General features: G+C 69.3%; 22 protein-coding genes. 17 read left to right on the top strand and 5 right to left on the bottom strand.

What is annotated here, in order from left to right:
- Positions 1–38 precede the first annotated feature (38 nt).
- The 6 genes from OHT21_RS20635 to OHT21_RS20610 all read left to right on the top strand — a co-directional run bounded on the left by OHT21_RS20635 (position 39) and on the right by OHT21_RS20610 (position 6,115).
- Positions 39–461, top strand: a complete 423-nt coding sequence (locus OHT21_RS20635) for a DUF3040 domain-containing protein (RefSeq protein ID WP_328769834.1) — start codon at positions 39–41, stop codon at positions 459–461.
- Complete coding sequence (locus OHT21_RS20630) at positions 448–909, top strand: CBS domain-containing protein (RefSeq protein WP_328769833.1); 462 nt, start codon at positions 448–450, stop codon at positions 907–909. The genes OHT21_RS20635 and OHT21_RS20630 overlap by 14 nt, the downstream gene beginning before the upstream one ends.
- 69 nt (positions 910–978) lie before the next feature.
- Positions 979–2,361, top strand: a complete 1,383-nt coding sequence (gene nhaA, locus OHT21_RS20625) for a Na+/H+ antiporter NhaA (protein WP_328769832.1) — start codon at positions 979–981, stop codon at positions 2,359–2,361.
- A 586-nt stretch (positions 2,362–2,947) separates the two neighbouring features.
- Positions 2,948–3,385 carry an NfeD family protein gene (locus OHT21_RS20620; RefSeq protein WP_328769831.1) on the top strand — a complete coding sequence of 146 codons (438 nt, stop codon included), beginning with the start codon at positions 2,948–2,950 and terminating at the stop codon, positions 3,383–3,385.
- A 58-nt stretch (positions 3,386–3,443) separates the two neighbouring features.
- Positions 3,444–4,553 (top strand): SPFH domain-containing protein, encoded by a 1,110-nt coding sequence (locus OHT21_RS20615; protein ID WP_328769830.1) that lies wholly within the window; start codon positions 3,444–3,446, stop codon positions 4,551–4,553.
- 515 nt (positions 4,554–5,068) lie between these two features.
- On the top strand, positions 5,069–6,115 hold the full coding sequence (locus OHT21_RS20610) for a glucose 1-dehydrogenase (protein WP_328769829.1): 1,047 nt from the start codon (positions 5,069–5,071) through the stop codon (positions 6,113–6,115).
- A gap of 237 nt (positions 6,116–6,352) precedes the next feature.
- Here the strand turns inward: OHT21_RS20610 and OHT21_RS20605 are convergent, their stop codons facing one another.
- The gene (locus OHT21_RS20605) at positions 6,353–6,769 is read right to left on the bottom strand and encodes a MerR family transcriptional regulator (protein ID WP_328769828.1); all 417 of its coding nucleotides are present in this window, start codon (positions 6,767–6,769) and stop codon (positions 6,353–6,355) included.
- 407 nt (positions 6,770–7,176) lie between these two features.
- Here OHT21_RS20605 and OHT21_RS20600 point away from each other — a divergent pair, with 407 nt between their 5' ends.
- Complete coding sequence (locus OHT21_RS20600) at positions 7,177–8,679, top strand: SulP family inorganic anion transporter (protein ID WP_328769827.1); 1,503 nt, start codon at positions 7,177–7,179, stop codon at positions 8,677–8,679.
- 202 nt (positions 8,680–8,881) lie between these two features.
- On the opposite strand, the gene OHT21_RS20595 is transcribed toward OHT21_RS20600, so the two are convergent.
- The gene (locus OHT21_RS20595) at positions 8,882–9,229 is read right to left on the bottom strand and encodes a hypothetical protein (protein WP_328769826.1); all 348 of its coding nucleotides are present in this window, start codon (positions 9,227–9,229) and stop codon (positions 8,882–8,884) included.
- Between the two features lie 124 nt (positions 9,230–9,353).
- Here OHT21_RS20595 and OHT21_RS20590 point away from each other — a divergent pair, with 124 nt between their 5' ends.
- Together OHT21_RS20590 and OHT21_RS20585 are read left to right on the top strand one after the other, a co-directional pair.
- Positions 9,354–9,656: a DUF427 domain-containing protein gene (locus tag OHT21_RS20590; protein ID WP_328769825.1), complete on the top strand. Its 303-nt coding sequence runs from the start codon at positions 9,354–9,356 to the stop codon at positions 9,654–9,656.
- Positions 9,653–10,225, top strand: a complete 573-nt coding sequence (locus OHT21_RS20585; protein WP_328769824.1) for an SRPBCC family protein — start codon at positions 9,653–9,655, stop codon at positions 10,223–10,225. Before OHT21_RS20590 ends, OHT21_RS20585 begins: the two co-directional genes overlap by 4 nt.
- 13 nt (positions 10,226–10,238) lie before the next feature.
- Here the strand turns inward: OHT21_RS20585 and OHT21_RS20580 are convergent, their stop codons facing one another.
- Positions 10,239–10,838, bottom strand: coding sequence for a TetR/AcrR family transcriptional regulator (locus tag OHT21_RS20580; protein WP_328769823.1), 600 nt, complete (start codon positions 10,836–10,838; stop codon positions 10,239–10,241).
- 102 nt (positions 10,839–10,940) lie between these two features.
- Here OHT21_RS20580 and OHT21_RS20575 point away from each other — a divergent pair, with 102 nt between their 5' ends.
- The 5 genes from OHT21_RS20575 to OHT21_RS20555 all read left to right on the top strand — a co-directional run bounded on the left by OHT21_RS20575 (position 10,941) and on the right by OHT21_RS20555 (position 15,925).
- A complete protein-coding gene (locus OHT21_RS20575; protein WP_328769822.1) occupies positions 10,941–11,588 on the top strand; it encodes a peroxiredoxin-like family protein in 648 nt (215 codons plus the stop codon).
- Between the two features lie 268 nt (positions 11,589–11,856).
- A complete protein-coding gene (locus tag OHT21_RS20570; RefSeq protein ID WP_328769821.1) occupies positions 11,857–12,318 on the top strand; it encodes a MauE/DoxX family redox-associated membrane protein in 462 nt (153 codons plus the stop codon).
- Between the two features lie 74 nt (positions 12,319–12,392).
- Positions 12,393–13,961 (top strand): radical SAM protein, encoded by a 1,569-nt coding sequence (locus OHT21_RS20565; protein WP_328769820.1) that lies wholly within the window; start codon positions 12,393–12,395, stop codon positions 13,959–13,961.
- A complete protein-coding gene (locus OHT21_RS20560; RefSeq protein ID WP_328769819.1) occupies positions 13,958–14,746 on the top strand; it encodes a class I SAM-dependent methyltransferase in 789 nt (262 codons plus the stop codon). The genes OHT21_RS20565 and OHT21_RS20560 overlap by 4 nt, the downstream gene beginning before the upstream one ends.
- Before the next feature lie 111 nt (positions 14,747–14,857).
- Positions 14,858–15,925, top strand: a complete 1,068-nt coding sequence (locus OHT21_RS20555) for a Crp/Fnr family transcriptional regulator (protein WP_328769818.1) — start codon at positions 14,858–14,860, stop codon at positions 15,923–15,925.
- Between the two features lie 323 nt (positions 15,926–16,248).
- Here the strand turns inward: OHT21_RS20555 and OHT21_RS20550 are convergent, their stop codons facing one another.
- Together OHT21_RS20550 and OHT21_RS20545 are read right to left on the bottom strand one after the other, a co-directional pair.
- Positions 16,249–16,788: a hypothetical protein gene (locus OHT21_RS20550; protein ID WP_328769817.1), complete on the bottom strand. Its 540-nt coding sequence runs from the start codon at positions 16,786–16,788 to the stop codon at positions 16,249–16,251.
- 985 nt (positions 16,789–17,773) lie between these two features.
- Positions 17,774–18,289 (bottom strand): nitroreductase family deazaflavin-dependent oxidoreductase, encoded by a 516-nt coding sequence (locus OHT21_RS20545; protein WP_328769816.1) that lies wholly within the window; start codon positions 18,287–18,289, stop codon positions 17,774–17,776.
- Between the two features lie 169 nt (positions 18,290–18,458).
- On the opposite strand from OHT21_RS20545, the gene OHT21_RS20540 reads away from it, so the two are divergent.
- The 3 genes from OHT21_RS20540 to OHT21_RS20530 all read left to right on the top strand — a co-directional run bounded on the left by OHT21_RS20540 (position 18,459) and on the right by OHT21_RS20530 (position 21,650).
- A complete protein-coding gene (locus OHT21_RS20540) occupies positions 18,459–19,523 on the top strand; it encodes a PP2C family protein-serine/threonine phosphatase (protein ID WP_328769815.1) in 1,065 nt (354 codons plus the stop codon).
- 58 nt (positions 19,524–19,581) lie between these two features.
- On the top strand, positions 19,582–20,118 hold the full coding sequence (locus OHT21_RS20535) for a MarR family winged helix-turn-helix transcriptional regulator (RefSeq protein WP_328769814.1): 537 nt from the start codon (positions 19,582–19,584) through the stop codon (positions 20,116–20,118).
- A gap of 809 nt (positions 20,119–20,927) precedes the next feature.
- Positions 20,928–21,650: a hypothetical protein gene (locus tag OHT21_RS20530; RefSeq protein WP_328769813.1), complete on the top strand. Its 723-nt coding sequence runs from the start codon at positions 20,928–20,930 to the stop codon at positions 21,648–21,650.
- Positions 21,651–21,718 lie beyond the last annotated feature (68 nt).

Raw genomic sequence — 21,718 nt, 5'->3', positions numbered from 1 at the left:
TCGGCGCGAACACTCGCTCTCGGCTCGAGGTGGTGGACATGAATCCCGAGATGGACGACGGACGCATCATCGCGCAGCTCGAACGACGCCTTGCCCAGGACGATCCCGAACTGGCCGCGACCATGGACGCGCTCAACCAGCAGTTCCCCGATGCGGCACAAGCACAGTCGGACGACGGCCTTGAGGAAGAAGAGAAGCAGCGCAACCGGTGGGTGACCGCCGCCACGGTGTTCGCCATCATCGCTTTCCTGGGCATCTGCGTCACCGCGGTGTTGAACAGCGATGGGTACCGGTCCGACCAGGACCCGGGATCCCCGCGTAGCCCTGGTACGGGCGTTCAGAGCGAGCGACGAACTCCGTCGAGCACACCGCCACGGCAACGGCTCCCGGGCCGCGGCACCGGACTTCTGCCCACCGACCCACCGAGCGCCTATCCGGGAGGAATCCGTGCGCGCACGTGATCTCGCAGAGCCATACGTCTCGGCCAGCAAGAACGCCGATGCGATCGAGGCCGTGCGCCTGATCGTGGAGCGGAGCCCGCCCGGTCTGCTGGTGATGGACGCCGTGGGGCAGCCGTACACGGCCCTGCCTGTCTGTGACGTGGTCAGGACACTGCTTCCGGGCTACGTCCAGGAAGACGGTGGACTGGCCCGGGTGATCGACGAGCGGCATGCCGATCACTTCTGCCGTGCCCTGCGCGGGCGTACGGTCGCCGACTGCCTCCCTGCTCAACGCCCGTTCCTGCCCACCGCCGCTCCCGACTGGACAGCCGTCGAGATCGCGGAGCTGATGGCCCGCAGCCGAAGCCCTCTCATCGCCGTGGTCGAACGGTCCGACGAAGATCCGGGCCGCCTACTCGGCGTGGTCACGGCCGCGCGCCTCCTCGAGCGTCTCCTCCAGGCCGTCTGACCACATCTGCCGACCCGACCACCACTCAAGACCCCCTCTCAAGGCCCCGTGCGAAAGGCAACCGACTGCATGCCTCACCGCAACAGCAGGCCCCGCACCTTCCTCGGCCGTCTTCCCCTGCCGGAATACACCTTCGTGGCGAAGGCTCTGCGCACGGAGACCGTCGGCGGCATCCTGCTGCTCGCCGCGGCTGCGGTGGCGCTGCTGTGGGCGAACACACCGCTGAGAGCCTCCTATGAGGAGGTACGGGACGTCCACTTCGGTATTCCGGCACTGGGCCTTGACCTCTCCGTTGCCCACTGGACGGCAGACGGGCTGCTGGCGATCTTCTTCTTCGTCGCCGGCGCCGAGCTGAAACGCGAGCTGGTGGTCGGAGAGCTACGAGACCCCAAGGCGGCGACCGTGCCGGTGGTCGCGGCAGTCAGCGGCATGCTCGTCCCCGCGCTCGTCTACGGCATCGTCGCCACGTCCATGGGCGGGACCTGGAACGGGTGGGCCGTCCCCATGGCCACCGACATCGCCTTCGCCCTGGGCGTGCTCGCGGTGATCGACACCCATCTGCCCTCCGCGCTGCGTGCCTTTCTGCTGACCCTTGCGATCGTCGACGACCTGGGCGCCATTCTCGTCATCGCTCTCTTCTACACGTCGACGATCAACGTGCCGGCCCTTGTCGGCGCGGTGCTCGGGCTCGGTCTGTTCTTCCACCTGCACGACCAGAGGCGGGTGCACGGCTGGTACTGGTACATCCCGCTGGCCTTGGTGATCTGGGGCCTGACCTACGCCAGTGGCGTCCACGCCACCGTGGCCGGAGTCGCCATGGGGCTGCTGCTGCGTGTGGCGAAGGACGGAGAAGCGGGCCGCCGACCGGCCGAGCACATCGCCCACCTGGTCCGGCCCGTCTCCGCAGGAGTGGCCGTCCCGCTCTTCGCCCTGTTCGCGGCCGGAGTGAGCGTATCGGGCGACACGCTGGGAACCGTGGTCACCAGCCCGGAGCCACTCGGCGTGGCACTGGGGCTCGCGGCGGGAAAGGTGCTGGGCATCTTCGGCGGCACGTACCTGGCCATCCGCTTCACCCGCGCACAACTCGGCCCGGGACTCGCGCTGGCCGACGTGCTCGCCCTGGCCATGCTCGCCGGAATCGGCTTCACCGTCTCGCTGCTCATCGGCGAACTGGCCTACCCCGATCCGGCGGACCAAGAGCACATCAAGGCCGCCGTCCTCCTCGGATCACTGACCGCAGCGCTACTGGCATGCCTCCTGCTGAGAGTGCGAAACAACCGGTACCGACAGCTGTACGAGGCGGAGACGGCCGACGTGGACGCCGACGGCATCCCCGACATCTACCAGTTCGACACCGCATGGGAACAGCAGCGCAACCCAGCCCCCAAGCCCCCGAACCCAGACCGCCCTCACCGAAGCGGCGGCCCCGAAGACCCACCCGACGAGGAATGACTCCCCATGCACGCGAACGCCACACCCTCGGTCACAGACCCTCACCAGCCAGGACCGTCCACGGCGAGGCGCCAGGCCAAGTCGGTCGCGCAGCAGTCGCAGTGGCACACCAGCTCGTCTGGACTGCATCGACGGCGCCGCTTGCCCGGCGTCTGCGGTCGGCTGCCGAGGAGCTCGAGCCGTAATTGCTGCCTCTCGACGTGACGGTCAAGGAACGGCGGTGGACTGCGGGAGCCCGGGACGAACTGGCACAGCGTCCGGGCCGTACGGCGCCTGCAGATCGGCCGACGTGCACGCGGGCAGCCGCTGCGTGCACGCGTCGTATGTGCAACTACGCCACGTCTGTGCAACTACGCCACGTCTGAGGTCGGTCGTTGGCCGGTCGCCCAGGGGTGGGGTGCCCATCCCTGGGCGAGCATCCGCCTCGGCCATCTCACGAGCCAGCAGCCGGGTCACGGCGCGGGAGGCGGTCCGCAACCTCGCCGCTCGCCGCTCCCTGCGTCACCAACCACGCCTCCCCTGTCTGTTCTGCCCGGCGGTTCGGGAGGTAGCTTGGTGCAGAAGGCCCCTGAAGGAGGGCGATTCGATGCCGTGGTACGTATGGCTGTTCGCCGCCGCGGCACTGGGTGCCGCGGAGTTCTTCACGCTGACACTGGTCTTCGGGTTGCTGGCGGGCGCCGCGTTGGTTGCCGCCGTAGTCGCCGGTGTGGGAGTCGGCCTTCTCGGCCAGCTCCTGGCCCTGGGGGCGGCAGCGGCAGCGGGCTTTCTCATCGTCCGCCCGATCGCGCTGCGGCATATGGCACAGCAACCCCTCACCTACGAGGGCAGCGATGCGCTGATCGGCAAGCAGGCCGAGGTCATGCAGGAGGTCACCGCGACCCGCGGCCTGATCAAACTGTCCGGCGAGGAGTGGTCCGCCCGCGCCCTCGACGAGAGCCTGGTGATCCCGGTGGGAGCGCTGGTGGACGTCATGGAGATCGAAGGCGCCACGGCCGTCGTCTACCCCCGCGAACTTCTTCCATGAACGGCTGAGAACGACAGAGAACGGCTGAGAAGGCTGAACACACAGCAACGGAGGCACTGTGGATCCAGTTGTCGTCCTTACTCTCGTGGCGGCCATTGTTGTCGTCTTCCTCGTGGCCTCCAGCGTGCGGATCGTCCCGCAGGCGCGCCGCTACAACATCGAGCGGTTCGGCAGATACCGCCGGACGCTGCAACCCGGCCTGAACCTGGTTCTGCCGGTGGCGGACCGCATCAACACCAAGCTCGACGTGCGCGAGCAGGTCTATTCGTCCGACCCCAGGCCGGTGATCACCGAGGACAACCTCGTGGTGAACATCGACACCGTCCTCTACTACCAGATCACCGACCCGCGGTCGGCGGCCTACGAAGTCGCCGATTACCTGCAGGCCATCGACCAGCTCACCGTGACCACACTGCGCAACGTCATCGGCAGCATGGACCTGGAGGAGACGCTCACCTCGCGTGAGGAGATCAACTCCCGGCTCCGCGCCGTCCTCGACGATGCCACCGGCAAGTGGGGCATCCGGGTCAACCGCGTCGAGATCAAGGCCATCGATCCACCGCACACCATCAAGGAAGCGATGGAGAAGCAGATGCGGGCCGAGCGTGACAAGCGCGCGGCCATCCTGCACGCCGAAGGGGAGCGGCAAGCCAAGATCCTCACAGCGGAAGGTACGAAGCAGAAGGACATCCTGGAGGCGCAGGGCACCCAACAAGCCATGATCCTGCGGGCGGACGGCGAGGCAAAGGCGGTGGAACTGGTCTTCCAGGCCGTCCATCGCAACAACGCCGACCCGAAGATCCTGGCCTACAAGTACCTAGAGACGCTCCCGCACTTGGCGAGCAGCGACAACAACACGTTCTGGGTGATCCCGGGGGAGCTGACCGAGGCAGTCCGGACCGTCACCCAGGCGTTCGGTGACCAGTCCACGGCGGGACCTCCCAAAACTGGGCAACCTGAGGAAGCAGCCACCGCCGACGCCGACGACACCTCGCACGAAAGCCGGATTCCGGAGCTCGATGCAGGCTCGTCGGTTTCGCTCGATGCCGCCGCGGCTGCTGACGAGGCCGAGAAGCAGGCCGCCGCAGCGGTGAGCGACGCCAAGGCGGAGGCCGAGGCTGCGATGTCGCCCCAGACGCCGCGTCGGGGGCAGACGTCCGGCGATTGAACCCACCCTCGGCTGTCGCCGGGGGATCGCTGTGACGCTTCCAGAACTCTCGGCCGGCCCGTGCACTTCGATCGTTGGGCCGTTCCTCGCCGGTGCCAGGCGAGGAACTCGGCCCGCGTCTCGCGGGCGTCGCCGGAGCTGATGACCAAATCGTCGAAGCAGATGATCTTGTGGCAGGGGTCGTAGGCGGCACGGCACCTCCACCGGAGAGGTTCCACACACTGCACCACGGGCAGTCAAGACCCACGACAACGCCGCTGCGCCGTCATCACACCAATAGCCCAGTTCGCCCCGGCCGTTCCAGCCTGCAGATGAATGGGAGCTGCCACGGCGTTCCGCTGACCGCATTCACGATCAGGTCACGGCCTGTGACGGACCCGGCCAGGTCCTCTGATCCCAGCCGACTGGTGCTGAAAAGCTGTGAGCGGGACACACATGAAGGCGGGGGTCGGTGTCAAGCAGCAGCGGCGCGCGAGGCCCTGAAGCGCTGCATGGCGAAAGGGACAAGGTTGGCGATGCGTGCATTGACCGTGCGGCCCGGTGAGAAGGAATCCGTAGAGGTACGGGATGTGCCTGACGTCGTCCCGGCAGCCGGCGAGCTGCTGGTGCAGGGCCTGGCGGTGGGGGTGTGCGGAACGGACAAGGAGATCGTCCGGGGAGAGTACGGCTGGGCTCCTCCGGGGCGTGAGTGGCTGGTCCTGGGGCATGAGTCCCTCGGCCGGGTGCGGCAGGCGCCGCCCGGCAGCGACTTCTCGGCCGGTGACCTGGTCGCCGGGGTGGTGCGCCGACCGGACCCCGAGCCGTGCGGGGCCTGCGCACGCGGAGAATTCGACATGTGCCGCAACGGCCGCTACACCGAACGCGGCATCAAAGAGATCGACGGCTACGGCGCGCAGGCGTGGTGCGTGGAAGCCGACTACGCGGTCAAGCTGGAGCCGCACCTGGAGCACGTCGGGGTGCTGATGGAGCCGACCACCGTGGTGGCGAAGGCATGGGAACAGGTCGAGCGTGTCGGAGCGCGTTCGTGGTTCGAGCCTCGTCGCGCCCTGGTGACCGGTGCAGGGCCCATCGGTCTGCTGGCTGCCCTCGTGGGCACACAGCGCGGACTGGAGGTGCATGTGCTCGACCGGGTGACCGAAGGGCCCAAGCCCGCTCTGGTACGGGACTTGGGAGCCACTTACCACGCAGAGGACATCGAGCAGGTCGTCTCCGCCGTGTGCCCGGATGTCGTCATCGAAGCCACGGGCGCGAACGAGCCCGTCCTCGCCTCCCTGACGGGCACCGCACCCTACGGGGTCGTGTGCCTGACCGGTGTGTCGCCCGCCGGCCGCAGGATGACCGTGGACGCGGGCGCCATCAACAGGGAGATCGTGCTGCAGAACGACGCGGTCGTGGGCTCGGTCAACGCCAACCTGCGTCACTACCTCCAAGCTGCCGACGCGCTGGCCAAGGCCGACCTGCCATGGCTTGAACGCATGATCACCCGGGAGGTGCCGCTGGAGCGTGCAACGGAGGCGTTCATCCCACAACGGGACGACGTCAAGGTCGTCATCGAGCTGTAGACCGCAGGACTCGAAGGCAGACCCTAGCCTGGACGCATGTCGGAGAACCATGCTCCATTGGTCGTGGTCATGGGCGTGTCGGGCTCGGGACGGAAGTGATCCGGCCTCGCCGCTGAACGGCGTCACCGAAGAGGTGCCGGGAGCTGTTGGCGGCTGACCGTCACGCGGCCGGACAGCATCGAGGGGCGCGGTCCGCCACGGGCCGCACCCCTCATCTCGTACCGCGACCGGAGCGGCTCAGGCGCCTGCGCGGGCGTCCGCCTGCAAGCGGCGGCGCAGTGTGGCGGCGAAGTCCTCGGCCATCTCCAGGCGGGCCCGCAGGGTCTCGCAGCGGGCGTCGGCCACCTTGCGGTAGGAGTCGAGCCGCTCCCGCAGGCGCTCCAGCTCCTCGCCGGAGGGCGGGTTGTCGGAGGCGGCGAGCCGGTCTGTGATCTCCAGCAGGTCGCGCATCTCCTCCAGGGAGAAGTCCAGCGGCTTCATCCGGCGGATCACCATCAGCCGCTCGACATCGGACTCGGTATACAGCCGGAAGCCGCCCTTGCTGCGGGCCGAGGGGATGACGAGGCCGACTTCCTCGTAGTGCCGGATGGTGCGCAGCGACAAACCGGTCCGTTCGGCCACTTCGCCGATCTGCATCTGCCGCTGATCCGTCATCGCCCCATGATCCCCTTCGTTGTTCCTTCGGTCTTCGAATCCGTAAAGCACCGCAGCCTACGTGAGGTGAATCACAGGATCTTGATGGGCGTTTACCTGTGCTTCGCATGCCGTACGCCGCACTCTGCCCTCACGTCAGGGTAGAGTCTCTTCGTGTTCGCCGCTGTCGTCGAGAGGGACGGCACCAGCGAACCGTCATGGCGCGGGCCCCGACCGGGCCCCGATGGCATCCCAAGACTTCCGGGCCATGATGCCCGACCGGCAGCCGGACGGCTGTCACACAGATCGGCTGGGCCTCGCTGAAGTGGCCGGGCCGCCGAGGGACTCCGCCCCTCCTGTGCGTGGAGTCATGTACGACGCGGACGTGCCCCCGCCGGTGACGCGTGCGCCTGAACAGAAACGGTTGCATGTCCTCATTGCTGCCCGCAGCCCCGAAGTTCCGCCTGTCCAAACCCGACTGGCTCGACTCCCCGAAGGTCCTGCGCACCGAGGTGCTGGCCGGTCTGGTTGTCGCCCTGGCCCTGATCCCCGAGGCGATCTCCTTCTCCATCATCGCCGGGGTCGACCCGGCGGTCGGCCTGTTCGCCTCCTTCACGATGGCCGTCGTCATCTCGGTCGTGGGCGGCCGCAAGGCCATGATCTCCGCGGCGACCGGCGCGATCGCCCTGGTCATCGCCCCGCTCAACCGGGAACACGGGCTGGGCTACCTCGTTGCGGCGGTGATCCTCGGCGGAGTCTTCCAGGTGATCCTGGGCGCGCTCGGTGTGGCCAAGCTCATGCGGTTTGTGCCGCGCAGTGTCATGGTCGGCTTCGTCAACGCCCTCGCCATCCTGATCTTCATGGCGCAGGTGCCGGAGCTGACGGGCGTGCCGTGGATGGTCTACCCGCTAGTCATCGGCGGCTTGGCGCTGATGGTGTTCTTCCCCAAGGTCACCACGGTCGTCCCGGCTCCGCTGGTCTCCATCGTCATCCTGACGGTGATCACTGTGGCGGCCGGGATCGCGGTGCCGACCGTCGGTGACAAGGGCGACCTGCCGTCCTCCCTCCCCGTGCCGGGCCTGCCCGATGTGCCCTTCACGATGGACACGCTGACCACCATCGCCCCGTACGCGTTCGCCATGGCGCTGGTCGGACTGATGGAGTCGCTGATGACGGCCAAGCTGGTCGACGACATCACCGACACTCACTCGGGCAAGACCCGCGAGTCGATCGGTCAGGGCATCGCCAACATCGTCACCGGCTTCTTCGGCGGCATGGGCGGCTGTGCCATGATCGGCCAGACCATGATCAACGTACGGGTCTCCGGGGCCCGCACCCGCCTGTCGACGTTCCTGGCGGGGTCCTTCCTGATGGTGCTGTGCATCGCCTTCGGCCCGGTTGTCTCCGACATCCCGATGGCCGCCCTGGTCGCCGTCATGATCATGGTGTCGGTGGCCACCTTCGACTGGCACTCCATCGCCCCCAAGACCGTCAAGCGGATGCCGCTCGGCGAGATGACCGTCATGGTCGTCACGGTCGCGTGTGTGGTCGCCACCCACAACCTGGCCATCGGCGTCGTCGTGGGCTGCATCACCGCGATGGTGATCTTCGCCAAGCGCGTCGCGCACATGGTCAACGTCTCCGGCGTCGTCGACCCCGACGGCAACCAGGTCGTCTACGCGGTCACCGGCGAGCTGTTCTTCGCCTCCTCCAACGACCTCGTCTACCAGTTCAACTACAAGGACGACCCGGACGACGTGGTCATCGATCTCTCCGACGCCCACATCTGGGACGCTTCCTCTGTGGCCGCTCTGGACGCGGTCGAGACCAAGTACGCCCAGCGGGGCAAGAAGGTCACGATCATCGGCCTGAACAAGCCCAGCGCCGACATGCACGGGCGCCTTGCCGGACAGCTGACCGGCAGCCACTGACCGGACCGACCGCCCTTCCCCGACCATTGACCTCGGCCGCATGATGCAGGATGTGCAGCCGCACGCACCCCGCTGGAACTCCCGCACTCCGCCTACCTCCACGCCGCCCGGCCACCATCACCCGCAGCAGGCGGAACCTGGAGCACCCACAGCGAAGCCACAGGGCCAAAACACTCTCGGCCGCCGGCTCCAGCGGGACGTCTCAGCCCCCGGCGGGGCGGGCCTGCTGGAGAGCCGCTGCCAGCTGCTCCACGCTCGGGGCACCGGCGGCACGCCCGTCGGCGTCACGGTAGATCCGGCACGAGACGCTGACAGTCGCCTCCGGCACAGCGAAGGGGTCGGTGCCGTTGACCAGCAGAGTCGGGGAGCCGTGCATGCCATACCGGGCCGCCTCCTCCTCACTGCTGATCACCCGGACGTCCACCGACGCGGCACTCTCGGGCAGCACCTGCTCCAGTCGCTGCAGCATCGCGGGCGCGTTCGGGCAGTCGGGTACCGCGAGCACGACGAGTTCCATGGTCTTCCCCTCCGTGAACCAGGGCGACCTCACGTGGGTCACGGTAGACCTCACCCTTGTGTGAAGAACCGTGAGCGCGCTCACCGAACCGGGGCCGGGTCGTGCATAGCGTGGCAGGGCGAAGGAAGGTCTTTGAGGTGCGACGAGGAGCATGGCCATGCTGCGGGCTGTATGGAACAACGCGGTGATCGCGGAAGCGGACCGCACGGTGATCGTCGAGGGCAACCACTACTTCCCGCCCGAATCTCTGCACCGCCAGTACTTCACCCAGAGCCGAACGCGGTCGCTGTGCTTCTGGAAGGGACTGGCCCGGTACTACACCGTCACCGTGGACGGCGTGGTGAACCCGGATGCGGCCTGGTACTACCCGCACCCGAGCCCGCTGGCCCGCCGGATCAAGAACCATGTCGCGTTCTGGCAGGGCATCACTGTCGAGGGCGAGCCGGAGGCCACGCCGTGACCGGCCGCCCGGCCCGGGCCGCCGCCTGGACCGCCGGGGCCGCGGCCGTCGTCGCGGGCGGGTATGCCGGGCTGGTCAGCGGCGCGCTCCCGCTCGATATGGGTGTAGGCCGGTGCATCCGGCCGCTTGGCCCACAGACGCTGCATGTCGCCGCGCCCCGGGACATCGTGTTCGAGGTGATCGCCCAGCCGTATCTGGGGCGGGCCACGCGGGCGATGCGGGAGAAGGTCCAGGTCATCGAGCGTGGCAGCGACATGGTGCTGGCCGCCCACGTCACGCCGCTGGCCGGCGGCAGGATCAAGGCCGTGACGGTGGAGACTGTGCGGTTCACCCGGCCCGAGCGCGTCGACTTCCGGCTGGTGCGCGGACCGGTCCCGCATGTGGTCGAAGCCTTCCTCCTGACCGAGCAGGCGGCGGGCACCCGCTTGGTGTATGAGGGAGAGCTGGGCACGGACCTGTGGCGGGCCGGAGCCTGGTGGGGTGAGAAGGTGGCCGCCCGCTGGGAGGCGGCCGTCGCCGGATCGCTCGCCGCGGTCAAGGAGGAGGCGGAGCGCAGGGCCCGGCGCTGACTGGCGGGAGCCGTCAGGGTGCCGCCGGGCCGCCGAGCGAGGCGAGGGCGGCGGTCACCGTTCTGCCCAGGTCACGTGCGTCCGCTCCGGCGCGGGAGCGGAGGTTGACGCCATACGCGAGCAGCGCCAGCAGGTCGGCGCAGGCACCGAGGTCGCAGCCGGCGGAGAGCTGCCCCTGCGCATCGGCGGTGACGAGCGCCGCGTGCATCGCGTCCCGCAGTTGCTGGTGGTGCCGGTCCAGGACGGCGCGCACCTCGGAATCACTGTGCTCGGCCCCGGCATGCGCGTTGGACACCATGCAGCCCCAGCGGGCGTACTCGCCCGAGCAGCGCGCCTCGATCAGGCCGGTGAAGAAGTCGGCGATGGCGGGCAGTCCCCGCTCGTCCTCGGCCAGCCGCCGGAACGCCGGCTCGGACCGCTGTTCCACGTAGCGGCGCAGCGCGGCGCGGTAGAGCTCCTGCTTGCCGCCGAACGTGGCGTACAGGCTGGAGCGGTTGAGCCCGGTCGCGGCGACGACGTCCTGGATGCCGGTGGAGGCCACACCCTGCCGCCAGAACAGGCGGACCACCGTCTCCAGGGCCGTGTCCGGGTCGAAGTGCTTGATGTCCGGCATGCCTCACCCACCAACTTGAAACGAGGGTTCCAGGATACCCTCGCCTCCACTATCTTGGAATGGTCGTTCCGAGTTGAGTCGTGACCCAGGAGGACCATCCCCATGACCCTCAACGCCGAGCTGCGCGCCTTCTACCAAGCCCGCCAGCAGCAGATCCCCGCCGAAATCCGGGAGATCATGCAGCGGGCCGGCCGGGAACTGGCCGACTCCGGCCGGGCCGACCGCGCCCTGACCGTCGGCGCGCAGGCCCCCCGCTTCACCCTCCCCACGGCGACCGGACACACCCTGTCCCTGGACGACCTGCTGGCCCAGGGCCCCGCCGTGCTGACCTTCTACCGCGGCGCCTGGTGCCCGTACTGCAACCTCGCCCTGCGCGCCCTCCAGCAGCACCACGACGCCATCACCGCACACGGCGCCCGCCTGGTGGCGGTCTCCCCGCAGATCCCCGACGAGTCCGTCTCCCTCACTGAGAAGCACCAGCTGGCCTTCGACGTGCTCAGCGACCTCGGCTCCGACACCGCCAAGCAGTACGGTCTGGCCTTCGACCTCCCCGACGACCTCGCCGCCGTCTACGACAGGCTCGGCTTCGATCTCCAGCGCGTCAACGACGGCCACCCGCGCACCCTCCCGCTGCCCGCCACCTACGTCATCGACCGCGCCGGCACCATCCGCTGGGCTTTCGTCGACACCGACTACACCCGCCGCGCCGAACCGGCCGACATCCTCGCCGCCCTCGACTCCCTGGACTGACCCACCAGGGCGGTAGCACCGGCAGCAGTTCGGGCGGCGGTGCCGGTGCCGAGGACGAGCAGAACGGTCGGTACGCAGCAGGCGAAGCCGAGCAGGACGGCCGGGAGCGTGCCGAGGAGGCAGGCGTGTCCCCTCCGGCGACGCGTCGCCGCAGGCGTATCCCCTCCGGCGACGCGTCGCCCGACAAGCTGCCGCCTGCCGGGCCGCGAGCCCGGTCGGTGAGCGCGCTTACAGTTCCCGGCCGCGTTCCGGCCGTAGCGTGCGGGGCATGGTGCTGCGGATCGTGCTGGGTGTGTTGTTCGTCGCGATGGCGGCCGGGCAGCTTGCGTCCTTCCGCCGGATGCCCGGCATTCTGGCCGCGTACGGGCTGGTCTCCGGGGCGGGCGCGACCGCGCTCGCCGTGGCACTGATCGCGGGCGAGCTGGTGTGCGGGGTGTGGTTCCTGGCCCGTCCGCGATCCCGGGCGAGAGTGCCGGTGTGGGTGTTCACCGGCGTTGCGGTGGCGTGGGCGCTGCTGGCGGCACAGGCGTATGCACGCGGGCTCACCGTGACCAACTGCGGCTGCTTCGGCCGCTACCTGCCCCAGCGGCTGAGCTGGTTCGTGCTCGTCCAGGACGCACTCCTGCTGCTCTACGCCGGTCTGCTGCTGCGCGGCAGCACCTCTACGCCTCTCGGCACGGCTGGTGCTCGCAACCGGGACGGGCTACGGAATGAGGAAGCGGACGTGTGATGACCGGACGGCGTGAACGCTCCGGTGTCCAAGCCGAACAGCCGACCCCGTCCCAAACGGAGTGAGGAGTACCGATGACCCAGGCATCCGCGCCACGGCGCAAGGTGGACCGCGACGAGGTGTTCGTGGAGTTCACCAAGTCGATCTGCCCCCTGTGCAAGATCCCCGTCGACGCCCAGGTCAACATCCGTGACAACAAGGTGTATCTGCGTAAACGCTGCCGCGAGCACGGCGAGTTCGAGGCCCTGGTGTACGGCGACGCCGAGGAGTACCTGTCCTCGGCCCGCTTCAACAAGCCCGGCACGATCCCGCTCACCTTCCAGACCGAGGTGAAGGACGGCTGCCCCAGCGACTGCGGGCTGTGCCCGGAGCACAAGCAGCACGCCTGCCTGGGCATCATCGAGGTCAACACCGGCTGCAATCTGGACTGCCCGATCTGCTTCGCCGACTCCGGCCACCAACCCGACGGCTACGCCATCACCCACGAGCAGTGCGCGACCATGCTCGACGCCTTCGTCGCCTCGGAGGGCGAGGCAGAAGTGGTGATGTTCTCCGGCGGCGAGCCCACCATCCACCAGCACATCCTCGACTTCATCGACCTCGCCCAGGCCCGCCCGATCAAGAACGTCAACCTCAACACCAACGGCATCCGCCTCGCCACCGACAAGAACTTCGTCGCCGAGCTCGGCAAACGCAACCAGGTCCCCGGCAGGTCCGTGAACATCTATCTCCAGTTCGACGGCTTCGACGAGCGCACCCACCGTCAGATCCGCGGCCGGGACCTGCGCACGTTCAAGCAACGGGCGCTGGACAACTGCGCCGAGGCCGGACTGACGGTCACTCTCGTCGCCGCCATCGAACGTGGCCTCAACGAGCATGAGTTGGGCGCCATCGTCGAGTACGGCATCGACCACCCGGCCGTGCGCTCGGTGGCGTTCCAGCCGGTCACCCACTCGGGCCGACACGTGGAGTTCGACCCGCTCCAGCGGCTCACCAACCCCGACGTCATCAAGCTCATCAATGCCCAGCGCCCGCAGTGGTTCCAGAAGGGCGACTTCTTCCCCGTGCCCTGCTGTTTCCCCACCTGCCGCTCCATCACCTACCTTCTCGTGGACGGGGAACCGGGCAACCGCACCGTGGTGCCCATCCCGCGTCTGCTCCAGGTCGAGGACTACCTCGACTACGTCACCAACCGCGTCATGCCCGACGTAGGCATCCGCGAGGCCCTGGAGAAGCTCTGGTCGGCCTCCGCGTTCATGGGCACCGCCACCACCGAAGAGCAACTGCGGACCACCGCCGAGGCGTTGGACTGCGCGGACTCGTGCGGCATCGACCTCCCACAGGCCGTGAAGAACCTCAACGACAAAGCGTTCATGATCGTGGTGCAGGACTTCCAGGACCCCTACACCCTCAATGTCAAACAATTGATGAAGTGCTGCGTCGAGGAGATCACCCCCGACGGGCGGCTGATCCCGTTCTGCGCCTACAACTCGGCCGGCTACCGCGAGCAGGTCCGGGCCCAGATGTCGGGCGTACCGGTCGCGGACGTGGCGCCGAACGCCCTGCCGCTCGCGGACCGGCTCACCCCGACACCGTACGGCTCGAAGACCGCCCGTACCGTGACCGAGGGGCAGCGGTCATGAACAGCGACGAGGTCAAAGCCTGCTGCGCCGACGCCTACGCCAAGGATGTCGTCGCCCTGCTGCTCGGCGACTCCTACCACCCCGGTGGCACCGCCCTGACCCGCCGTCTCGCCGACCGCCTCCAACTGACCGCAGCCAGCCGGGTCCTGGACGTGGCCTCGGGCCGGGGCACCACCGCACTCCTGCTCGCCGACACCTACGGGGTACGCGTGGACGGCGTGGACTACTCGGCCGCCAATACCGCCCTCGCCCAAGGAGCGGCGCAGGCAACAGGGTTGGCGGAGCGGGCCCTGTTCACCACGGGTGACGCGGAGCACCTGCCCTGCCCGGACGGCGTGTTCGACGCGGTGGTGTGCGAGTGCGCGCTGTGCACCTTCCCCGACAAGGATCAAGCGGCCACGGAATTCGCCCGTGTCCTGCGCCCTGGCGGCCGGGTCGGCATCACCGACGTGACCGCCGTCCCCGACCGGCTGCCGCCCGAGCTGACCGGTCTCGGTGCCCGGATCGCCTGCGTCGCCGACGCCCGCCCGCTGACCGAGTACGCCGACATCCTGGCCGCCGCCGGACTGCGCATCCTGACCACCGAGCGCCATGATGCGGCCCTGCTCCGCATGATCGACCAGATCGAGGCGCGGCTGAACCTGCTGCGCATCACCGCCCCGACCCGCCTCACCGCAGCGGGCGTGGACCTGACCGCCGCCCCGGCCGTGCTCGCCGCCGCCCGCGCCGCCGTCGCGGACGGCACGCTCGGCTACGCCCTGCTGACCGCCGTGAAGCCCACCTGACCCCCTGCCTGTACTGCCGGGTACGTAAGCGCCCTCACATCCCTGCACATGCCCCGCGTCCTAGCGTCAGCAGCGAGAGCAGAAAGTCGGCGCAAGAGGAGGACGATCATCATGGCCACGACCCTGCACCTTTCCCCGAGCACGGCAGCCATCCCGGTGCACGCGGTCTGGGGTGCCGCGGCCGGTCTGGTCGGCGGCGTGGGCCTCGGCATCTGGATGTCAGTGTCGCGGCCGATGGCGGACACCACGATGATCATCATGGTCGCCGGGCTGCTCGGCTCGACCAACGCCGTCGTCGGCTGGCTGATCCACCTGTCCATCGCGCTGCTGGCGGGCATCGGCTTCGGCGTGCTGCTGGGCCAGTTCGCCCAGCGCCTCGCGCCCGCGGTGGTCCTCGGCCTGGCCTACGGCGCGGTCTGGTGGACCGTCGGCGCCCTGTGGATCATGCCCGCCAACATGGGCATGCCCGTCTTCGAATGGAACGACGTCACCTCCTCCAGCCTCGGCGGCCACCTCGTCTTCGGCCGCCTGGCCGGAGCAACCTTCGCGCTCGTCGCACAGACGGCGGGCAACGGCACCGACCGGACAAACCGGATGACACCGACACCACCAGCGTCAACACCTGATCCCGGCGCACCGCTCCGGGGTACCGAGCCTCTCCTCGGCGCCCCGGACGACTACTGTCTGGCCCACAGCGCGGGCGCGCTGGCCGGCCCGGCGTGGGGCGCCGCACCCCCGCCGTGGGCACCGGGACGACGCGAGGAACCACACCACATGACCCACACCGGCGACGAGGCCCAGGAGACCTGGTGTATCTCCGAGGTCGACATCTTCCGCGACCTGGACGACGCGGAGATGAACGCCATCGCCGCCCCGGCCCCGATGAAGACCTACAGCGCCGGAGAACTGCTCTACTCACCCTCCCAGCCCGCCGAGGTGCTGTTCATCCTCAAGAAGAGCCGGGTGCGGATCTTCCGGGTCTCCGCCGACGGCCGCGCCCTGACCTGCGCGATCACCAGCCCGGGCACCATCTTCGGCGAGATGGTGCTGCTCGGGCAGCGGATGTACGACACCTTCGCCGAAGCCCTCGACGACGTCACCGTCTGCGTCATGAGCCGCGCCGACGTTCACCGCTTCCTGCCTCGTCGGCGCCCACGTCGCCCACTACGGCTGGTATGAGATCCGCGTGCAGAACAACCCGGCCACCCAGGACCCGGTCATCGACGCCGCCGGCACGATCCAGCGCACCCTCGCCGACACCCTGGACACCATCGGCCCCGGAGCCGTCGCCGCCCTCCTCGCCGCACTGCTCATCGGGGGCGCAGTCCTGCGCCGCCGGCATCCCGGCACTCCCAGCCAGGCGCCCGCCGACCCCCCTCCGGTAACACGCCTACTCCGTAAGGCGGAAGGTGTTCGCCGAGTTGCACCGCACCCTGGCACCCGGCGGCCACCTGATCCCGGCCGGGCGGACGAGGCGCTGTCCCCGGCAGCGGACACCATCCTCATCCGGCAGGGACCGCCGACGGAGAGGGCTCTGCGACGGCGGATCCGGGTAGGAAGCGGGTTGCCGGGGACTGCTCGTGGGGTGCGTCTTCCATCTGTTGCACGATGGCGCCGTCCGGCCGTTCGTCTGGAGTGTCCGCGCTGGTGGACAGCCAGGACCAGGCACCCAAGGCCAAAGTGATCGAGGCAGCCGTGACGATTACGCGGCCGACGCGTCGGAGCCTGGCGCGGCCGTCCAGCTCCCGCCAGGTCGGGCCGGCCCACGGGTCGTCGGGCTGCCACAGTTCGCCAACCGCGTCCGTCTCACAGTCGGCCGGCTCTTCATACGAATACCGCGACCGTCGCTCCTTCCTGTCCGCGTCGAAGGTTCGGGGATGCCGCCCCGGAGCGCGCTCCCGGGCGGAGGGTTCCCTGGGAGCGGAACGGCGAATGGCGCCCTCGCTGTCCGTGAGGAACTTCAGCCAGACCTCCTCCGAGCCGGACAGTGTGCCGTCCCGCTCTTCGGGCGTTCCCTGGCCGCCTGGCCCTTGGGTGGTCACGGTCCCCTCTTCCCCTCCTGTTCACGGTTGCGGACAGAGCCCGCCTCACCCCTGAACGTTCCGCCCGACTCCGCGGTCGGCGGGCTGCCGACGGACTGTTTCGGCCCGTATCGCAGAGTAGGAGCAGGTTCTGTTCTGCGATCCGTATCCCCTCTGTCAGTCCGTACGCATTGAGTCTCCGGACCGGCTGCGAGGTCAGGCAGTGACAGAGTTGTGGAGGGGCCCGCCGACGGCCGGTGCCGTCCTGTGCCGCGTTACCTTGCCGGTTCCCTCCTGGGCGCCGGACAGTAATCGGCCGTCGGCTCCCCCTGGCCGATCATTGCATAGCGCAAAATGAGATCGCCAGTCTTCTGGCCGCTTTCCGCGACGTCTCGGGTGGCGGGGCGCGTGCCGCGGTGGCTGTCTGTGGATGTCGCGCCGGGGGCAGGGGTCACAGGCCTTGCGAGAGCCTGACGATTCCGCCAGTCAGGTGCCCTTCGCGATCAGTTTTGAGAAGTCGGCCGCATGCCGGCGCTCGGGGCGAAGGGATCGACGGTCAGTACGTGCCAGGGCTGTGCCGGCAGCCGACTCAAGGCCGCGCAGTGGCCGGTCGGCGAATGGCCGGGACCCAGAGTGTCGGATGGAGTGTGCCGGCGACTTCTTCTACGGCGGCACACCGGCAATTCCACCGTCACCGACTACCGCACCGGTCGGCACGGTCGGCACCGCACTCACCAACGACATCGGTGTCGCCACGCCTCCATCGGCCAAGTCCCAGAGTGCATAGACCTGGTGGTGACTGAGAACGAGAGGTTCCTGTGCATGTCGAGCCCCGCTTCCGGCACGCACGGTCGACGGCTCCCGTGTCGGCCGGAACGGCTCGCTCGTCAAGGTCACCACCGCCACCGGACTGCCCGCCTTCGCCGGATCCCGCATGGAGGCATCGCCGCGGTGTAAGGGAAATCGGCTACCGCGGCCCGACGCCCCGGACGTATCGTCCGTGACGTCACGCGTGTCCGGAGCGGCGGCTTCCGCAGACATCGTCGAGCCGGACGAAGGGGACGGCTCGCCCCGCCTCGCGGAACGACGCCTCGCCGCCGTCCGCAGGAAGGCCCATGAACGCGCACAGGCGGCGGGCCGTGCGGGGATGCCGCCGGGCGTATCCGGCCATGATCTCGGCGCCTTCGTCGCGTGAGAGGAAGTGGGCGGCGACGGCGTGCAGGCGGTTGCCGGACTGGATGAGGGTCTTCGGCTGCCGGCGAAGGTTCTGGTACCAGTCGGCCTTCGGTCCGAAGCCGGAGGCGACGGTCCAGCTCGCATCGGCCGGGTCGTGGGACACCACTTCCAGGATCACCCGGCGGTCGAGGCCGCTGAAGCGGCCGACGTGGTGCAGCAGGAGCAGCCGTTTCCCGAAGAGCGGCCCCAGCCCCACGCGGAAGAGCAGGATCGGCAGCCGCACGGCCAGGCGCCGCCACCCGGTGGGGAGTTGGGGGCGGCGAGGTGCAGTGTCGCGGTGCGCCATGGTCACCTTCCGCAGATCGGGAATGTCGGCTCGCGGACTCGATTGGGTAAACGACCCGGGTCGGGAGCCTCCTCACCCGGGCGACCTTTGCATAGTCTAAAGGTGAGGGAGGCGCGCCTGCAGAGGAAAGGGGCGGCTCTCGAGCGCCTCGACACCGCTGGAGTACGCCATGACCGACCAGAAGCCGCCATCGAGCTTGACGGTGCTGTCCTGGATGCCGGTGCTGGTGATGGCGGTGGTGGCGGTCGCGGACGTCGTGGCCGGGCCAGGGGTGGGCTTCCTCCCGCTCGTGTCGCTCGGGCCCGCGTTCTCCGGGCTGGTCGGAGGGTGGCGTCGTACGGCGGTGTTCGGACTGGCCGCGCTGGTGCTGTGCGTGGCACTCGGGCTGTACGACGGGCTGTTCGAGGAGCGACGCGGTTTCACGGCGCTGGCGTCGGTGGCCGGCGTGACCGGCGTGGGCCTCGCGGCGGCCGTGATGCGCTCGCGGCGCGAGGGGGAGCTGGCCAGTGTGCGGTCGATCGCGGAGGTGGCCCAGCGGGTGCTGCTACGACCGGTGCCGCTGACGGCGGGGCCGCTTCAGGCGGCGGTGTCATACACCTCGGCCGCTGCGGAGGCGCGCATCGGCGGAGATCTGTACGAGGTGGTCGCCTCGCCGCACGGCATCCGGGTGATCGTGGGCGATGTGCAGGGCAAGGGCCTGGCCGCCGTGGAGACGGCAGCCGTCGTGCTCGGCGCCTTCCGGGAGGCGGCGCACGACGAGCATGACCTGGCGGGGCTCGGCGAGCGCTTGGAGCGGAGTGTGGCCCGGGAGCTGGAGGGCGAGAAGTTCGTCACCGCCATCCTCGCCGAGATCGGCGCACGCCACGAGGCCGTCCTCCTCAACTACGGCCATCCGGCCCCGATGGTCGTACGCCGCAACGGCACCGTCGACTTCCTGCAGCCGCCCGCCTACGCCCTTCCGCTGGGGCTGGGCGCCCACGGGAGCGAGGGCCCGAAGCCCTATCGGGTGGACTTCGCCCCTGGTGAGCAGCTCCTGCTGTACACCGACGGCGTCACCGAGGCTCGCGACGAGGATGGCCGCTTCTATTCCCTTGGCGAGCGCGCGCACTTGCTGAAGGATCCCGACGCGCACCGCGCCCTGGAGGCCCTGCGCGCGGATCTTGCCCAGCATGCCGCTGGGCCGCCCCACGACGACGCTGCGATGCTCCTGCTCCGGTACCACGGTCATGGGTAGGGGAAATCGGCTCCCGTCGCGTGAATGAGCAGTGACTTCGGCGCGGTAGAAAGGACGTATGCCGGAGCGCGAGACCCCCGCGGGGGCGATGGAAGATGTTGACGCGGTGACCCGTGCGGTGCTGACGGCGTCGCGGCTGCTGGTGGCGGTCTCCGCTCGCTCCCTCGCCGAGGTCGAGGAGAGAGTGACGCTCCCGCAGTTCAGGATGCTGGTGGTGCTGTCCACACGCGGGGCCACCAAGCTGGTTACGCTTGCCGACCTTCTCCAGGTGGCGCCGTCCACCGCGATGCGGATGGTCGACCGGCTGATCGCGACCGGACTCGCGGACCGGCACCTCAACCCCGGCAATCGCCGCGAGACCCTCCTGCAGCTCACCGCGGAGGGGCGCCGCACGGTCGGGGACGTCACCGCCCGGCGCCGCGCCGAGATCGCTGCGATCGTCGAACGGCTCACCCCTACGCAGCGGCTGGCCCTCATCGAGGCCCTCAACGCCTTCAACGAGGCCGGCGGAGAGCCCCTCGCGAGGGCGCTGGACGATACGGAACCGCACCCGTTGGGCTGGGCGATGGACGTCCCGGTGGCCCGTGACGTCTGACAGAACCGTCCCGGCACTCCCTGGACGACATCTGTTCCTGTCACCGTGAGTACGGCGTCCACGGTCGGGCACGCCTGACCGCGAGAGCCGACCGGCTACCGGACGCTGCAGCTGTCCGGGTGCCCGGGATGCCGTCTGGTTGCCCGAATCTGGCAGGGGTTCGCGTCTGCGGGCTGCCGGAGCGGGATCTTCCGCCTGCCGCCCGGGCTGCGCGAGCTGCCAGGGCCACCGTCAGGGCAGAGGGCAACGGCACACGCAGAGGAGGAGTGGCGCAAGGATCGGGTGGAGCAGCCGGACTGTCTCGCGCCAACCGTGTCCATTTCATACTGGCCGTGGGCTGCTTTCTGGTCCTCGTGGCCGTCGCCGGCTGCCTCCCGCCGACCGGATCGAAGCGGGGTGGCATAAATCGGTTGAACCCGCTGCTGCCCTTTTCCGGAAGCCTGGGGTCCTGAGCCTGTGGGTGCCTCGGCTAGTCCGCCCCGTCCGGTGCTGCCAATATTCGTGAACGTTTCTGAATTGCTCGAGACACTCAGGTGCCTCGCGAACCGGTGCGCAGACGCTGCCCGTCCTACCGGACGGAGCCCCCGAGACACCGTCGGATTCGAACCGCGCTTCTCCGCGCCCGGCAGGTTTTGCATAATGCAAGGGAGCTGCCAGGCGCGGCCCGCGCTGCCTGCCCCGGCGATGCGGGCAGCGTGTGCGCGTCCGGCGCGGGCAGTGCGGGTCGTTCGCCTGTCACACCAGGCTGCTGGATGTGGAAGAACGCTTGGAGGGAGACGCGCATGGGCCGAAGACGTCGCGCTCGGCCCATGCCGGAACCGCGCCTGATGGCGCATCTGCGGAGCACGGTGTGGGGGCCCGCCGAATTCGTCGGCCTGCCGCCGTGGTGGCTGGCAGCTGAAGGACTCCTGGTCGGATCCGTGGGTGTGGGGGCGATCGTCGGGGCTACGGTCGCCGGCGCCTGGTACGGGATTCCCGGGCTGGCGGACGGCGAGGGCGGCCTGGTGTGTGCCGTCGCGATCGTTCTGTACCTCTGCGTAATGCGGGCCGGACGCGCGCTGGTCGGCATCGTCGCCCTGCTCGCAGTCTGCCTCGCGCTTCAGGCGCCCCAGGCGGCCGTGGGCCTGGTTCTGGCGGAGCGGGGGCGAGTTGAGTCCGCAGTGGTCACGTCGGTCGAGGGCGGGCCGGGAGCGCTCTCCGGCCGCGGGCGCTACCTCTGCGCGGTGGCCGACGGCGACGGCGTACCGCTGAGGGTCCGCATCTGGCGCGGCTGCGGTCAGGCCACCCGACCCGGCGACGAGCTCGCCGTCGTGTACGACGCGAAGGAGCGCGTGCCGCCGCGCGGTGTGGAGGCCGGAACGTCCCGGTCGGGCCCCCTGCGAGGTCTGGGCGGCTGGGCGGTCACGCTCGTCACCGCGTGTGTGGTCGCGGTCGTGCGCTCCTATCGGCTCTCCCGCACCGCAACCGGCCCTCCTGCCTGGCAGGCCTCCGCGGCGGGAACGGACAGGGCGGCTCAGTCGCCGCCTTGTTGATCACTCGGCGGTCCGGCTGGGCGTGAGTGTCGAGGACTGGTGTTGACGTCCACGTCCGGGCGCGGGGT

It is taken from the genome of Streptomyces sp. NBC_00286 (assembly GCF_036173125.1).
In the GTDB taxonomy this organism is placed as follows: domain Bacteria; phylum Actinomycetota; class Actinomycetes; order Streptomycetales; family Streptomycetaceae; genus Streptomyces.
The sequence above is the reverse complement of the archived record's forward strand: the minus strand, read 5'-3'. Positions and strand labels throughout refer to the sequence as shown.

Coding starts and splice junctions, on each gene's coding strand:
- OHT21_RS20535 (WP_328769814.1), top strand. CDS start 19,582: ATGCCGGAGCGCGAGACCCCCGCGGGGGCGATGGAAGATGTTGACGCG.
- OHT21_RS20605 (WP_328769828.1), bottom strand. CDS start 6,769: ATGACGGATCAGCGGCAGATGCAGATCGGCGAAGTGGCCGAACGGACC.
- OHT21_RS20590 (WP_328769825.1), top strand. CDS start 9,354: ATGCTGCGGGCTGTATGGAACAACGCGGTGATCGCGGAAGCGGACCGC.
- OHT21_RS20600 (WP_328769827.1), top strand. CDS start 7,177: ATGTCCTCATTGCTGCCCGCAGCCCCGAAGTTCCGCCTGTCCAAACCC.
- OHT21_RS20635 (WP_328769834.1), top strand. CDS start 39: ATGAATCCCGAGATGGACGACGGACGCATCATCGCGCAGCTCGAACGA.
- OHT21_RS20570 (WP_328769821.1), top strand. CDS start 11,857: ATGGTGCTGCGGATCGTGCTGGGTGTGTTGTTCGTCGCGATGGCGGCC.
- OHT21_RS20580 (WP_328769823.1), bottom strand. CDS start 10,838: ATGCCGGACATCAAGCACTTCGACCCGGACACGGCCCTGGAGACGGTG.
- OHT21_RS20540 (WP_328769815.1), top strand. CDS start 18,459: ATGACCGACCAGAAGCCGCCATCGAGCTTGACGGTGCTGTCCTGGATG.
- OHT21_RS20530 (WP_328769813.1), top strand. CDS start 20,928: ATGCCGGAACCGCGCCTGATGGCGCATCTGCGGAGCACGGTGTGGGGG.
- OHT21_RS20555 (WP_328769818.1), top strand. CDS start 14,858: ATGGCCACGACCCTGCACCTTTCCCCGAGCACGGCAGCCATCCCGGTG.
- OHT21_RS20620 (WP_328769831.1), top strand. CDS start 2,948: ATGCCGTGGTACGTATGGCTGTTCGCCGCCGCGGCACTGGGTGCCGCG.
- OHT21_RS20560 (WP_328769819.1), top strand. CDS start 13,958: ATGAACAGCGACGAGGTCAAAGCCTGCTGCGCCGACGCCTACGCCAAG.
- OHT21_RS20545 (WP_328769816.1), bottom strand. CDS start 18,289: ATGGCGCACCGCGACACTGCACCTCGCCGCCCCCAACTCCCCACCGGG.
- OHT21_RS20610 (WP_328769829.1), top strand. CDS start 5,069: ATGCGTGCATTGACCGTGCGGCCCGGTGAGAAGGAATCCGTAGAGGTA.
- nhaA (WP_328769832.1), top strand. CDS start 979: ATGCCTCACCGCAACAGCAGGCCCCGCACCTTCCTCGGCCGTCTTCCC.
- OHT21_RS20565 (WP_328769820.1), top strand. CDS start 12,393: ATGACCCAGGCATCCGCGCCACGGCGCAAGGTGGACCGCGACGAGGTG.
- OHT21_RS20575 (WP_328769822.1), top strand. CDS start 10,941: ATGACCCTCAACGCCGAGCTGCGCGCCTTCTACCAAGCCCGCCAGCAG.